Origin of the sequence: Pseudomonas sp. H9, assembly GCF_004353925.1 — a bacterium.
GTDB lineage: Bacteria > Pseudomonadota > Gammaproteobacteria > Pseudomonadales > Pseudomonadaceae > Aquipseudomonas.
Map to the genome: position 1 here is coordinate 56,343 of NZ_SMOK01000003.1, position 12,284 is coordinate 68,626.

The 12,284-nt window shown below is 59.4% G+C and carries 13 protein-coding genes; 3 read left to right on the forward strand and 10 right to left on the reverse strand.

What is annotated here, in order from left to right:
• The first annotated feature begins 90 nt into the window (after nucleotides 1–90).
• Both E1573_RS01095 and E1573_RS01100 read left to right on the forward strand, forming a co-directional pair.
• A complete protein-coding gene (locus E1573_RS01095; RefSeq protein WP_133209754.1) occupies nucleotides 91–717 on the forward strand; it encodes a glutathione S-transferase family protein in 627 nt (208 codons plus the stop codon).
• A gap of 47 nt (nucleotides 718–764) precedes the next feature.
• Nucleotides 765–2,810: a pyridoxamine 5'-phosphate oxidase family protein gene (locus E1573_RS01100; protein WP_133209756.1), complete on the forward strand. Its 2,046-nt coding sequence runs from the start codon at nucleotides 765–767 to the stop codon at nucleotides 2,808–2,810.
• A 129-nt stretch (nucleotides 2,811–2,939) separates the two neighbouring features.
• On the opposite strand, the gene E1573_RS01105 is transcribed toward E1573_RS01100, so the two are convergent.
• Complete coding sequence (locus E1573_RS01105; RefSeq protein WP_133209758.1) at nucleotides 2,940–4,154, reverse strand: MFS transporter; 1,215 nt, start codon at nucleotides 4,152–4,154, stop codon at nucleotides 2,940–2,942.
• Between the two features lie 98 nt (nucleotides 4,155–4,252).
• Between E1573_RS01105 and E1573_RS01110 the strand changes: the two genes are divergently transcribed.
• A complete protein-coding gene (locus E1573_RS01110; protein WP_133209760.1) occupies nucleotides 4,253–4,834 on the forward strand; it encodes a TetR/AcrR family transcriptional regulator in 582 nt (193 codons plus the stop codon).
• Nucleotides 4,835–4,865: 31 nt separating this feature from the next.
• Here the strand turns inward: E1573_RS01110 and E1573_RS01115 are convergent, their stop codons facing one another.
• From E1573_RS01115 to E1573_RS01155, 9 genes are all read right to left on the reverse strand, one after another.
• Nucleotides 4,866–5,054 (reverse strand): DUF2986 domain-containing protein, encoded by a 189-nt coding sequence (locus E1573_RS01115; RefSeq protein ID WP_133209762.1) that lies wholly within the window; start codon nucleotides 5,052–5,054, stop codon nucleotides 4,866–4,868.
• Nucleotides 5,055–5,194: 140 nt separating this feature from the next.
• Complete coding sequence (locus E1573_RS01120) at nucleotides 5,195–6,328, reverse strand: acyl-CoA dehydrogenase family protein (protein ID WP_133209764.1); 1,134 nt, start codon at nucleotides 6,326–6,328, stop codon at nucleotides 5,195–5,197.
• A 12-nt stretch (nucleotides 6,329–6,340) separates the two neighbouring features.
• Entirely contained in the window at nucleotides 6,341–7,537 is a 1,197-nt protein-coding gene (locus tag E1573_RS01125; protein WP_133209766.1) for an acyl-CoA dehydrogenase family protein, read from the reverse strand.
• A gap of 274 nt (nucleotides 7,538–7,811) precedes the next feature.
• Nucleotides 7,812–8,153, reverse strand: coding sequence for a hypothetical protein (locus tag E1573_RS01130; RefSeq protein WP_133209768.1), 342 nt, complete (start codon nucleotides 8,151–8,153; stop codon nucleotides 7,812–7,814).
• Entirely contained in the window at nucleotides 8,150–8,935 is a 786-nt protein-coding gene (locus tag E1573_RS01135; protein WP_133209770.1) for a transporter substrate-binding domain-containing protein, read from the reverse strand. Before E1573_RS01135 ends, E1573_RS01130 begins: the two co-directional genes overlap by 4 nt.
• Before the next feature lie 63 nt (nucleotides 8,936–8,998).
• A complete protein-coding gene (locus tag E1573_RS01140) occupies nucleotides 8,999–9,352 on the reverse strand; it encodes a RidA family protein (RefSeq protein ID WP_133209772.1) in 354 nt (117 codons plus the stop codon).
• Between the two features lie 12 nt (nucleotides 9,353–9,364).
• The gene (locus E1573_RS01145) at nucleotides 9,365–10,753 is read right to left on the reverse strand and encodes an FAD/NAD(P)-binding oxidoreductase (protein WP_133209774.1); all 1,389 of its coding nucleotides are present in this window, start codon (nucleotides 10,751–10,753) and stop codon (nucleotides 9,365–9,367) included.
• Complete coding sequence (locus E1573_RS01150; protein ID WP_133209776.1) at nucleotides 10,743–11,084, reverse strand: (2Fe-2S)-binding protein; 342 nt, start codon at nucleotides 11,082–11,084, stop codon at nucleotides 10,743–10,745. Before E1573_RS01150 ends, E1573_RS01145 begins: the two co-directional genes overlap by 11 nt.
• Nucleotides 11,074–12,198: an FAD-binding oxidoreductase gene (locus E1573_RS01155; protein ID WP_133209778.1), complete on the reverse strand. Its 1,125-nt coding sequence runs from the start codon at nucleotides 12,196–12,198 to the stop codon at nucleotides 11,074–11,076. The genes E1573_RS01150 and E1573_RS01155 overlap by 11 nt, the downstream gene beginning before the upstream one ends.
• Between the last annotated feature and the right edge of the window lie 86 nt (nucleotides 12,199–12,284).

The following is a 12,284-nucleotide window of genomic DNA, read 5'->3' on the forward strand; positions in this document are numbered from 1 at the left end:
ATGGTGATTCTGCTGGGTTGCGCATAGGCGCAACATGGCGCTACCCGCACAGCGTTGCGCGGGCCACCCACTCTGTTACGGAGCATGACCATGCCACAGCCGATCAAACTGTATCGTCACCCGTTGTCCGGCCACGCCCATCGCGTCGAGCTCATGCTTTCACTGCTGCAACTGCCTGGCGAGCTGGTGTTTGTCGACCTGGCCAATGCCGCGCATAAATCGCCTGAGTTCCTCGCCATCAACGCCTTCGGCCAGATACCGGTGATCGACGACAACGGCACCCTGATCAGCGACTCCAACGCGATCCTGGTCTACCTGGCGAAGCAGTATGGCAATGGCCGTTGGTATGCCGACGATGCGCTGAGCGCCGCACACATTCAGCGCTGGCTGTCGGTGGCTGCAGGCCAGGTGGCTTTCGGCCCGGCAGCAGCCCGGCTGATCACGGTGTTCGGTGCAACGTTCAATGCCGAAGAAGTCATCAACCGCGCCCACGCCCTGCTCAAGGTGATGGACAGCGAACTGGCCATGCGCCCTTTCCTCGTTGGCACTGAGCCCAGCATTGCCGATGTTGCCAACTACAGCTACATCGCCCACGCCCCGGAAGGCAACGTGTCGCTGGAGGCCTACCCGAATGTGCGTGCCTGGTTGCAGCGGGTCGAAGCGCTGCCTGGCTTCGTACCCATGCAGCGCACAGCAGCCGGGCTACAGGCCAGCTAAGTCCAGGCTGCCGGATGCCCCGGCAGCCCTCTCGAGGAGCACACCCCTTGAACGCTCTTCCCAAGCACCGTCACTCGCCTTGGCATGCCGGTGAAAAAACACTGCAAGCTGCCTTTAATGTCGCGGAGCAAATGGAGGTCATCGGCCAGAAGGTCATCCGCAATTACATGCCCGATCAGCATCGTGAGTTCTATCAGCAGTTGCCGTTTATGGTGGTCGGCGCGGTAGATGCCCAACAGCGACCGTGGGCCACGATACTCGAGGGGCCCGAAGGTTTTGTCAGCTCCCCGGACCCACAGCACCTGCTGGTAGCTACTCAGGCCACTGCACAAGACCCGGCTGCGACGGGGCTTCGCACCGGCCAGGCCATCGGCATGCTGGGTATCGAGCTGCACACCCGTCGGCGCAACCGCATCAACGGTGTGATCCGCAACGCCTGCGGGCAAGGTTTCGAAGTTGAGGTCGAGCACTCCTACGGTAACTGCCCCAAGTACATTCAGACGCGCAGTTTCACCCGCTCCCTGCAACCGGAACCTGCTAGCGCACCTCGGCAGGATTTCACCGAACTGGATGAGCGCAGCACGGCGCTGATCCGCACAGCCGACACTTTTTTTGTCGCCAGCTACGTCGATCATGACCCGCACCATCGCGCTGTGGACGTCTCCCATCGCGGAGGACGCGCGGGCTTCGTTAACGTGCAAGGCAATCGCCTGACCATTCCAGACTATGCCGGCAACCTGTTCTTCAATACCTTGGGTAATCTGTTGTCCAATCCGGTTGCCGGGCTGCTCTTCATCGACTTCAACAGCGGCGACTTACTGCAACTGACCGGGCGCACCGAACTGATTCTGGACGACCCGTTGATCAAGGCCTTTGAAGGCGCCCAAAGGCTGTGGGCATTCGAGGTCGAACAGGCGGTCTTGCGCCCCGCCGCCTTCTCCCTGCGCTGGCAGTTTCACGACTATGCACCCACCAGCCTGGAGACCGGCACTTGGGCACAAGCCGAAGAACGTCTGCGTCAGAGCGAGCAGCGTCGGCAGTGGCACGCATGGCGAGTGACGCGCGTTCAGCAGGAAAGTAGCGATATCCGCTCGTTTTACCTGGAGCCGCAAGACAACAGCGAGATCACATTCATTGCTGGCCAACATCTGCCGATCCGCATTCTGACCGCCGATGCAGAAACCCTGATTCGCACCTACAGCGTCTCCAGCGCGCCCTCCGACGGGCATGTGCGCATCAGCGTCAAACAGCAAGGCAAGGCCTCACAGCACCTGCACACCCAGGTGCAAGTGGGCGATGTGCTGCAAGTGCGACCACCGTTGGGCAATTTCATGCTCACCGATGACACCGAACGTCCGGTGGTACTGATTGGCGCGGGCGTCGGTATCACGCCGATGATGTCGATGGTCAGAGCGCTGGTCGCGCAAATCCAGCAACAGCAAAGAACATGTCCGATTCATATGTTCCAAAGCGCCAGAACCCTGGGCGACCTGCCCTTTCAAGCAGAACTTCAAGCGTTACTGCAACACGCTGCCGGGCTGCTGCACATTCATCGCACCTTGAGTCGCCCCGACGCAGACGCGGTACTTGAGCGCGACTACCAACTGGCCGGTCGTTTGAGTTTTGCCCAGGTCAAAGCCCGACTCCCGCTGGATGACTACGACTTCTACCTCTGTGGCCCGGCGGGCTTTCTTCAGGACATGTATGACGGCCTGCGTGGCGTGAACATCCCCGACGCGCGCATCCACGCCGAGACCTTCGGCCCCTCGGCGTTGCACCGCGTGGAAACAACACCGTCAACGACACAAGCGGCCACGGCGCCGGTACCGGTTTACTTCGCCAACTCAGCGACCGAGGCACGCTGGAAGCCCGACAGCGGTAGCCTGCTGGAGCTCGCCGAGAGCCGCGGCCTGAACCCCGAATTCAGCTGTCGTGGTGGCTCCTGCGGAACCTGCGCCACGCGCTTGATCAGTGGCAACGTGCACTACAGCAACCCACCGGCTGAGCTGCCTGCGGCTGGCAACGTGTTGATCTGCTGTGCAGTCCCTGCGCAACCGCAAGATACTACTGAGCCGCTGGTCCTCGATCTTTAGTCTTGTAAGCTGCAAGCTGCAAGCTGCAAGCTGCAAGCTGCAAACTTTGGCGCGCTAGTGCAGGCAACGCGGTTTGCGATTTCAGTAGGTCGGGCCTGTTCCATCATTACGGGCGCCAAGACGCGATACTTACATCGCATCGCGGGGCAAGCCCGCTCCTACCGACGCGTTCAAGCGGCAATAGCCCCAGAGCGTCACCAGCAGCACGGCGACACCAGCGCACAGCGCAACGTTGAAAGCGGCCTTGGTGCCGAGAACATCAAGCACTTGGCCCGACACCGCAGCACCGCCGGCAACACCAACATTCAAGCCTGCCAGCAACCAGGTCACCCCTTCGGTCAGCCGGTTTTCCGGGATCACACGCTCCACCAGCGACATCGCCACAATCATCGTCGGCGCGAAAAACAGCCCCGCCACCAACACCGCCACTGACAGGCTGAGGATGTTGCCGGCAAATGCCAGTGGCAAAGTAGTCGCTGCCGTTGCCAGCCCGCCCAGCAACAGCAAGACGTGTAGCGGTGTACGCAGCTTCAACGCGCCGAACAGCAATCCGGCAACGCAGGAGCCAAGGGCGTAACACGACAGTACGAGGCTGGCCGCTGCCGGTACCCCTCTTTGCTCGGCGAAAGCCACGCTGACGATTTCTACCGTGCCAACGATGATGCCCATGGCCACCATCAGTACCGTCAGCAGGCGCATCTCGGCAAGCCGCAACAACGACACACTTTGGCGCGCAGCCTCAGCGTCACGCTGTAATGGTGGTTCGCTGCCTACCTGAGCAACCAGCGCACACACGCCCATGGCCAGTAACACCGCAGCAGTCAGCGGGCCCGCCTGTGGCATCACAGCCACACACAGCCCTATGGCCAGAGGTGGGCCAGCAATAAAGGTGACTTCGTCGAGCACGGTTTCCAGCGAATAGGCTGTCTGCAATAGCGGTGTACCACGGTAGATCGCGCTCCAGCGGGCACGCACCATTGCCGACATACTGGGCATGAATCCAGCTAATACAGCGCTGATAAACAGCAACCAGTCAGGGCCTTGCCAATAGCTGCACAGCAACAGCAAGCAACTGCCCGACACACTCAGCGCAGTGAACACCGGCAGCACCCGGCGCTGGCCAAAGCGATCTACCAGCCGAGAAATCTGGGGTGACATCAACGCATAGGTGAGCACGAACGTCGCCGACACGGCCCCGGCCAGGGCGAAACCACCGCGCAGCTGCGAAAGCATGGTGATGATGCCGATCCCGGTCATGGGCAACGGCAAACGGGCCAGCAACCCGGCAAAGGCAAACCCCAGGGTTCCTGGGGCCTGAAACAACGCTCGGTATGGATTGTTCATGCTGCACGCTCCTTGTCAAAAAATACATACGCTGCGTATGTTTAAAATCTTTTATCATACGAACTGAATGTAAATCCACCTCTGCACAGGAGAGCCCGATGGCCAGACGCACCCGCGCCGACATGGAACAGACACGCGCCACCTTGCTCGAAACTGCACGTTTGGTCTTTAGCGAGCGCGGCTATGCCGACACTTCAATGGACGATCTGACCGCCCAGGCCAACCTCACCCGAGGTGCGCTTTATCACCATTTTGGTGACAAAAAAGGGTTGCTCGCCGCAGTGGTGGCCCAGATCGACAGCGAGATGGATGCGCGCCTGCAAGCTCTCTCCGATGCCCACTGCGACCCGTGGCTCGGCTTCACCAGCCGCTGTCGTGCTTACCTGGAAATGGCCCGTGAGCCAGAAATTCAACGCATTGTCTTACGTGATGCACGCGCGGTACTGGGAACGCCTTCACCCCAAGCGCAAATGCATTGCGTGCAATCGCTGAAACAACTACTGGAACAGCTGATGGCGCTGGGCCTGGTGATTCAGGTGGATCCCCAGGCGCTGGCGTCGATGATTTCCGGAGGCCTGACAGAGACAGCGTTCTGGATCGCCGAGGGCGACAAGGCCAACGACCGGCTACCTCAGGCCTTGATTGCCATGGAGCGATTGCTCAACGGCATTCGGCTGTGAGCGGGCTCGCCCCGCGACTGCGATTGAGCTGTCACATCGCATCGCGGGGCAAGCCCGCTTCTACCGCAGGGCAATCACTCAATGGCTCACCGGCTTGTTCAGCCAGCTTCAACCGGTCCGCTTTACTGATGTATTTAGGCTTGCTCTTCGGTGCCCGTTTGGCATTGGCCTTCTTGGCGTGGGCTTCTAACAACTGCTTGATTTTTTTACGACGATTCATAAGTTTTCACACGTTCTGTCAAAGCTGAAGACGCACTTCAGCGTGCCCTACAGGGTGGAGGCTTGCAGGCTGGATGTCTACAGAACGTTGAATGAAATCCCGCTCTCCCCCGACCCGCAGGGAGAGCAGAATCAGGGGCTTCAGGCGACCTGCATCAAACGACTGAAGGCATTCAGATGATGGTCATCATCACCGAACTGGCGGGCAACCATCAGCAGGTGCTTGGCGTGGTGCGACAGCACGTACTCCCAGGTCAGGCCGATACCGCCATGCAACTGAATGCCGTTGTCGGCGATGAAGCGGGCGGCGCGGCAGGTCACGACTTTGGCAGCAGCGATGGCACGGCTGCGTTCGTCACTGTCTGGGTCGTCGGCCACGCAGGCGGCCAGCACCGCCATGGACGTGGCTTGGTCCAGCTCCATGCGCATCTCCACCATACGGTGTTGCAATGCCTGGAACGTGCCGATCGCCACGCCGAACTGCTTGCGGGTTTTCAGGTAATCGAGGGTCAGCTCGCAGGCCGCTTCCATGCTGCCAACCGCTTCTGCGCACTGTGCAGCGAGGGCGCGACCTTGCTGGTAGCGCAGTGCGCCCAACGCCTTGCCCGGCTCGCCGAGCAGTACGCCCACGGCATTCTCCAGAAACAGGTCACACGCCTTGCGCCCATCGATAGTGTGGTAGCTGCTGCGGGTTGCACCCACGCCTTGCGGATCGACCAGGAACAGGCTGATACCTTCCTCGTCACGCTCGGCACCGCTGGTGCGGGCAGACACCAGGATCAAGCCGGCACTCTGCCCGCCCACCACCACTGATTTACGACCGCGCAGCGTCCAGCCCCCTTCGCAAGCGGTTGCGCAGGTCTGTACGTCGTTGAGCGCGTAATGGCTTTGTGGCTCGTCTACCGCCACCGCCAGTTGCAACTGAGCACTGGCCACCTGCGGCAGCAGCTCAGCCTTTTGCTGAGCGCTGCCGAGTTGCTCGATGAGGCCGCCAGCAAAAATTACCGAGTGCAGGTAGGGCTCCAGACACAGGCCTCGGCCCAGCTCCTTCATGACCAGCAAGGTTTCCACGCCACTGCCGCCGAAGCCGCCGAACGCCTCGTTGAACGGCACGGCAGTCAGGCCAAGCTCACCGAACTGCTGCCAGTGTTCCGAACTGAAGCCCTGGGTGCTCTGGCGGAAGTGCTCGCGCTGCTCAAAGCCATAGGTGTCACGCACCAGACGGGCAACGGTCTGCTGGAGCATCTGCTGCTCTTCATTAAGAGTGAAGTTCATGGTTCTGGCCCCTTACAGTTCGAGAACGGTCTTGGCGATGATGTTTTTCTGGATTTCGTTAGAGCCGCCGAACACCGACGATTTGCGCATATCCAAGTACTGGGTGGTGGCCGTGCTGGTGTAGTCGGTGTGAAGCAACGCCTCGACGCTGTCATAACCCAGCTCATCTTCGAGGAACGCCATGCTGTAAGGGCCTACCGCCTTGCTCATCAAATAAGTGATGGCCTGGCGAATTTCCGTACCGCGGATCTTCAGCATCGAGCTTTCTCCACCCGACGCGGCACCGCCGACTGCCGCCGACAAGGCGCGCAGATTGCACATTTCCAACGCCATCAGCTGGATCTCGACATCGGCGATCTGTGCACGGAACTGCGCGTCTTCAAGCAGCGGTTTACCTTCACGCAGTTCCTGGCTGGCAATCTGCTTGAGCCGCGTCAACTTCGCCTTGCACTCGCCGATGCCAGCAAGCGCGGTTCGTTCGTGGGTCAGCAAATACTTGGCACACGTCCAGCCTTCGTTCTCGCCGCCTACCAGGTTTTCCACCGGCACCCGCACGTTGTCGAAGAACACTTCATTGACCGAATGTTGACCATCGAGGGTAATGATCGGGCGCACGGTGATGCCCGGCGTGTTCATGTCGATCAGCAGGAAGCTGATGCCACGTTGCGGCTTGGCTTGAGGATCGGTACGTACCAGGCAGAAGATCCAGTTGGCATACTGCACGTAGGAGGTCCAGGTCTTCTGACCATTGACCACATAGTGATCCCCCTCGCGTACCGCCCGTGTTTTAACGGCAGCCAAGTCGGAACCCGCACCCGGTTCAGAGTAACCCTGGGCCCACCAGTCTTCGCAGTTGAGGATACGCGGTAGAAAACGTGCTTTCTGCACCTCGGTCCCGAACTTGATCAACACCGGCGCCAGCATCTTCACCCCGAACGCAACCACCCTTGGAGCACCTGCGATCGCGCACTCATCCTCGAAAATGAGCTTCTGCACCGGCGACCAGCCCGCACCACCGTACTCGACCGGCCAACTGGGTGCCAGCCAGCCCCGCTCGCTGAGCAGGCGCATCCACACGTTATAGTCTTCGTTGTTGAAGTACTTGCCATTGCGTCCGCGCTCAACGATTGCCGGCGGGAGCTTGTCGCGCAGGAAGCCCCGCACTTCCTCGCGAAAGGCCAGATCTTCAGGGGTGAAATGAATGTTCATCGAAGCAATCCCTGTGGTTTCTTATTGATTCGGCGTGTTCAACTTTCCCCGCCGAAACTATCAACCCAGGACGCTCGAATGACATCCCCCGAGACGGGGGGTGAGTTGGTTTTCTGCCGCAGGTAGGAGCGGGCTTGACCCGCGATGCGATATGACAGACAGACCGCAGTCGCGGGGCAAGCCCGCTCCTACCGGGCCACTTTGCTGGTGTACCTAGGTTTGTTCTTCGGTGCCAAATTGGCTTGAGCCTCTAACAGCACCGCGCTCATTGAACTCACTGCAGCGCCCGAGGTGTCAGTGCCTTTGGCCAGTTTCTATCTGAAAACCCCTCCAGGCAAAGGGTAAAGTCGTGTTCAATCCAACACACATAACACCCACCCGTTGCCAGTAAGGGATCGCTGATTTTCTTGCTGATTTCCCTTGAGCTGCCAACCGTTCCACTCGGCAATTTGCAGTTAATGATTGAATAAAAACCTACCGTGGTGAGCTCACGCGCTTGCACCACGAAGTTTTCGATATCAACGCATAGCTTCGCCAGACCAGGCTCATCATCAAACAAGTATTTCAACGCTTGAAGTTCGACCTCTTCAAGCCGCACCCCCACTTCAACACTCACGGATTACCCGAGATATCATACTGAAAATATTTCTTCCGAATCGCGTCATAAGTGCCGTCGTCATGAATGGCTTGCAATGCCTGATTCAACTCACTGGCCAGGGGATCTTTCTTGCGTACAGCAATACCCGCACCGGTGCCAAAATATTTCTCTTCGGTAAAAGGTTCGCCTACAAAGTGATAGTCTGAACCGCCTGCGACTTTAAACAGCCCCTCTTCAATGGCAACCGAGCCCGCCAATGCTGCATCGAGTCGCCCGGACAGGAGATCCAGAAAGACTTCGTTCTGGCTGCCGTACTTGACGATCTGCGCGCCCGAAGAGGCGAAGCGCTCCGTGGCGTAACGGTCGAAATTGGTGGCGCGCTGCACACCGATGCGCTTTCCTGCCAAATCGCCAGGTACGTTGCCGATGCCACTGTCTTTACGGGTAACAACCCGAGCAGGCAGACGGTAATAGCTGGAGGTGAAATCGACCGATTTCAAACGCTCTTCGGTAATGGAAACCGACGAGATGGCGGCATCTATTTTTCGAACTTTCAGTGATGGAATCAAACCATCAAACTCGATTTCGATCCACTTGCACTTCGCCTGAAGCTTGGCGCACAACGCTTCGCCAATATCATAATCAAAGCCCACCAACTGGTTGTCAGGGGTTTTATAGGCAAACGGCGGATACGCGGCTTCAACACCAATACGAAGCGTACGTTCACTGGCCTGCACATGACTGAACAGTGCAACCGCAGACATCAATGCCAGCGCTGAAAATCCAGACTTCAATTTCATACATTGCTCCAGAAGTAGTTATTGTTAGCAGCAAGATTAAAAATTGGAATGCATTGACTCTGTTTACTGAGCCGCAACGGCGACAAGTTCGATGCGGATGTTCTCGTCATCAAACGAAACGCCAGCCGTTGCACGCGCGGGTTCGGCTTCAGGAGCAACCCACTGGCTCCACTCGCTGTTCATCCCGTCGAAATCGCCAACCATGTCTTTCAGCCAGATTTGTACATTCAGCAGTCGGGATTTCGACGTCCCGGCTTTTTCCAGAAGCTCGTCCAGGCGTGCCAACACTTGCCGGGTCTGCCCTGCAATGTCTTCATTGAAATCCGTCGCGACAATCCCGCTCAGCCACACCAGGCCATTGTGAGTGACAGCCCTGCTCAGGCGCGGGGTTCTTTCCAGACGTTCGATTTTGCTCATGACAACTCCTGATCAGCCAAGGGTGGTTTCACTGGCCAGTTGACCGAGGGTCACTGGCTTGATCGGCGGCCGAATGCGGTAGTAGCCGACACTCGCCACCGGCACATTGCGTTGCTCGGCAATCACTTGCGTCACCGTCAGGCCACAGAGCCGACCTTGACAGGGCCCCATGCCGCAGCGGCCAAATGCTTTGGTTTGATTCGGTCCCTGACACCCCAGGTCGACATAGCGGCGCACGTCGCCAGCCGTCACTTCCTCGCAGCGACAGACAATGACCTCGTCGGCAGGAATGCGTGTTTGCGCAAGGGGTCGGTACATCGCATCAATCAATGGCCGCGCAGCCAGATGACGTTTCAAGGCTTTCATCAACGGACGTGCCTGGCGCTTGAATTGATCGCCATCGATGCGCTGCAACTGATGCACGACGGCGAGTGCAGCCAGTCGCCCCTGCACCGACGCCGCCCCAGCACCTGCAATGGCACCGCCATCACCGGCGATGAACACACCGGGCAGGCTGGTTTCGCCCCACGCATCGCGCGTGGCCTGCCAACACAATTGTGCGTCGTTCCACTGGTGGTCCAAACGCAAAGACCAACTGATCTGTGTGTTAGGCACCACGCCTTGGTGAAGCAGAATCAGCGGCGCAGCAATGCGCTGCTCGCCTTCGGCACTCACAAACGACAACGCTTCAGCCTGTGCTTGCCCTTCAACCCGCAGTGAGTGTGCGCCGCGATAATGTTTGACGCCGGCACGACGCAGGGTGTTGAGCAGCGCCAGCCCTTTGCCCAAGTCGCGCCAGCCTTTTAGTGCACGCGGCACGTGAGCCCAGGCGCGCAGCATATCGGCGGTTGTCGAGGTGTCGACCAACGCTGCCACCTTGGCGCCGGCATTGAGGTACTGAACCGCAAGCAGATACAGCAGAGGCCCACAGCCGGCCAACAGCACCGGTTGAGCCGGCACCAGCGCAGCGTTTTTAATCAGGATCTGCCCCGCCCCGGCCGTCATCACGCCGGGCAATGTCCAGCCCGGAACAGGCATAGGTCGCTCATAAGCCCCGGTAGCAATCAGCAAGCGGCGAGGTTTGATCACGTAGGCCTGGCCATCGCGCAAATAGTGGGTTTGCTTTTCCTCATCAATCAACCAGACCGAGGTGCCACAGAGGTAGCGTGCGCCCGATGCCAGAAACGCATCGACCAGGCGCAAGCCGCTCTGATAGTCAGGCCCAAGCACCGCGCGCTGTGCCGCATCGGCGTGCTGCACGTTGCGGTAGATCTGACCACCCGGTGCAGGTTGCTCATCGAGCACCGTCACCGACAGCCCCTTGCCCGTCGCTTCCACGGCCGCACTCATCCCGGCAGGACCGGCGCCAATGATCAACAGGTCGACGGTTTCAACACGCATCAAAGCGGCCTCCACTCGTTGCACAGGGCGCCACAGCACGCGCACCGTGCTGGCTCATGACACGCATGCCGTTGCGAACGGTGATCAGGCAGGCCTGACAATTTGGCACCCCATCCACCTCGACCAGGCATTCGAAACACACCCCCATCAGGCAATACGGCGCACGCGAGCTGCCACTGACCGGCGTGCGCCGGCAACTTCTGACACCACTGTGCAGCAGTGCAGCCGCCAACGAGACGCCAACAGGTACCGACAAACGCTGCCCATCAAACTCGATGACACTCATCCCCTGCTCGCATGGCAGCTGGGTAAAAAGGCTTTCAGCTGACATGCACGACGTCCTCTGCAGGGGAAAAGCGACTGAGCGAGAACGCATTGACTTGCGCAAGGTGCTCGCTCCCGGCAATCCAGTGAGCTAGTTTCAAGGCATGGGCTGCCGCCAGCGTCACGCCACTGTGGCAGGCGACCACGAAGCAACCCGGCGCATTGCTCAGCGCTTCGTAGATCGGCGCGCCATCAGGACTGAGCACGCGCAACGCACCCCAGGCGCGGACCAGCCGCACATGCTCGAGCAACGGAAAACATGTCACTGCCCGCGCGGCAATCTGGGCCATGACCGAGGCGCTGGTGCGATCATCGAGCCCCACACGCTCGGCCGAGTCCCCCAATTGCACGGTGCCCTCATCCGTCTGACGGACATAGGTGGTCGGGTAATGAAGAAAGGGTTGCAGCCGTTCGGTAATCAAGATCTGACCACGGCTCGACTCAACCGGCACGTGGTGCCCAAGCATGGCGCCGAGCGACTTGTTGCCCAGCCCGGCCGCCAGCACTAAACGTGCGCTCATGACATGGCCCTGATTCGTGACAAGCGTGTAGCCAGTCGCGCTCTGGCGTATGTCTGTGACCGTGCGCCCATTGAGGATTTGTACGCCCCGGCGCTTGCACGCTGCGTGCAAGGCATGGAGAAGTTTCAGGGGGTTAACGTGGCCATCCATTGGCGAATAGCACGCACCGACCACGCCTGCCCCAACCCCCGGCAGGCGCTTTCTCAGCGCATCGCCCTCAAGCACTTCGAAGGGGTAGTCGCCATCCTGGGCGTCCTTGATCACGCGCAGCATATGCACTTCATCCGCCAGTTCCGAAGCGGACAGGCACAATTGGAAACCGCCCGGTTGCTTGAGATGAACCTCGATACCCGTGTCGGCCAGCAACAGGGCCGCCAGTTCCGGCCACAACGCCACGGACGCACGGGTCCAGCGGGTGTAAGGCGCCATTTTGTAGCCTTTGCCCTGAACCCAGAGCAACCCGAAGTTGCCCCGCGACGCCCTGAACGCCGTGTCGCCTTCATCCAGTACCTGAACGCTCAGGCCCTGCCTGGAAAGGCCGTAGGCGATGGCCATACCTACAAGGCCAGCGCCGACAACAGTGAAATCACATTTCTGCATAATGCCTGTTTCCTCAGTTTTCGAGCGCACATGGGCTTGCAGTGGCTGAAAAGCGGGACCGAAGATTGTTTTTCAGATGCTAGGGC

Excerpts from the sequence above, each read along its gene's own strand:
- E1573_RS01145 (WP_133209774.1), bottom strand. The coding sequence starts at position 10,753 with ATGCGTGTTGAAACCGTCGACCTGTTGATCATTGGCGCCGGTCCTGCC.
- E1573_RS01120 (WP_133209764.1), bottom strand. The coding sequence starts at position 6,328 with ATGAACTTCACTCTTAATGAAGAGCAGCAGATGCTCCAGCAGACCGTT.
- E1573_RS01150 (WP_133209776.1), bottom strand. The coding sequence starts at position 11,084 with ATGTCAGCTGAAAGCCTTTTTACCCAGCTGCCATGCGAGCAGGGGATG.
- E1573_RS01115 (WP_133209762.1), bottom strand. The coding sequence starts at position 5,054 with ATGAATCGTCGTAAAAAAATCAAGCAGTTGTTAGAAGCCCACGCCAAG.
- E1573_RS01140 (WP_133209772.1), bottom strand. The coding sequence starts at position 9,352 with ATGAGCAAAATCGAACGTCTGGAAAGAACCCCGCGCCTGAGCAGGGCT.
- E1573_RS01095 (WP_133209754.1), top strand. The coding sequence starts at position 91 with ATGCCACAGCCGATCAAACTGTATCGTCACCCGTTGTCCGGCCACGCC.
- E1573_RS01110 (WP_133209760.1), top strand. The coding sequence starts at position 4,253 with ATGGCCAGACGCACCCGCGCCGACATGGAACAGACACGCGCCACCTTG.
- E1573_RS01135 (WP_133209770.1), bottom strand. The coding sequence starts at position 8,935 with ATGAAATTGAAGTCTGGATTTTCAGCGCTGGCATTGATGTCTGCGGTT.
- E1573_RS01105 (WP_133209758.1), bottom strand. The coding sequence starts at position 4,154 with ATGAACAATCCATACCGAGCGTTGTTTCAGGCCCCAGGAACCCTGGGG.
- E1573_RS01155 (WP_133209778.1), bottom strand. The coding sequence starts at position 12,198 with ATGCAGAAATGTGATTTCACTGTTGTCGGCGCTGGCCTTGTAGGTATG.
- E1573_RS01125 (WP_133209766.1), bottom strand. The coding sequence starts at position 7,537 with ATGAACATTCATTTCACCCCTGAAGATCTGGCCTTTCGCGAGGAAGTG.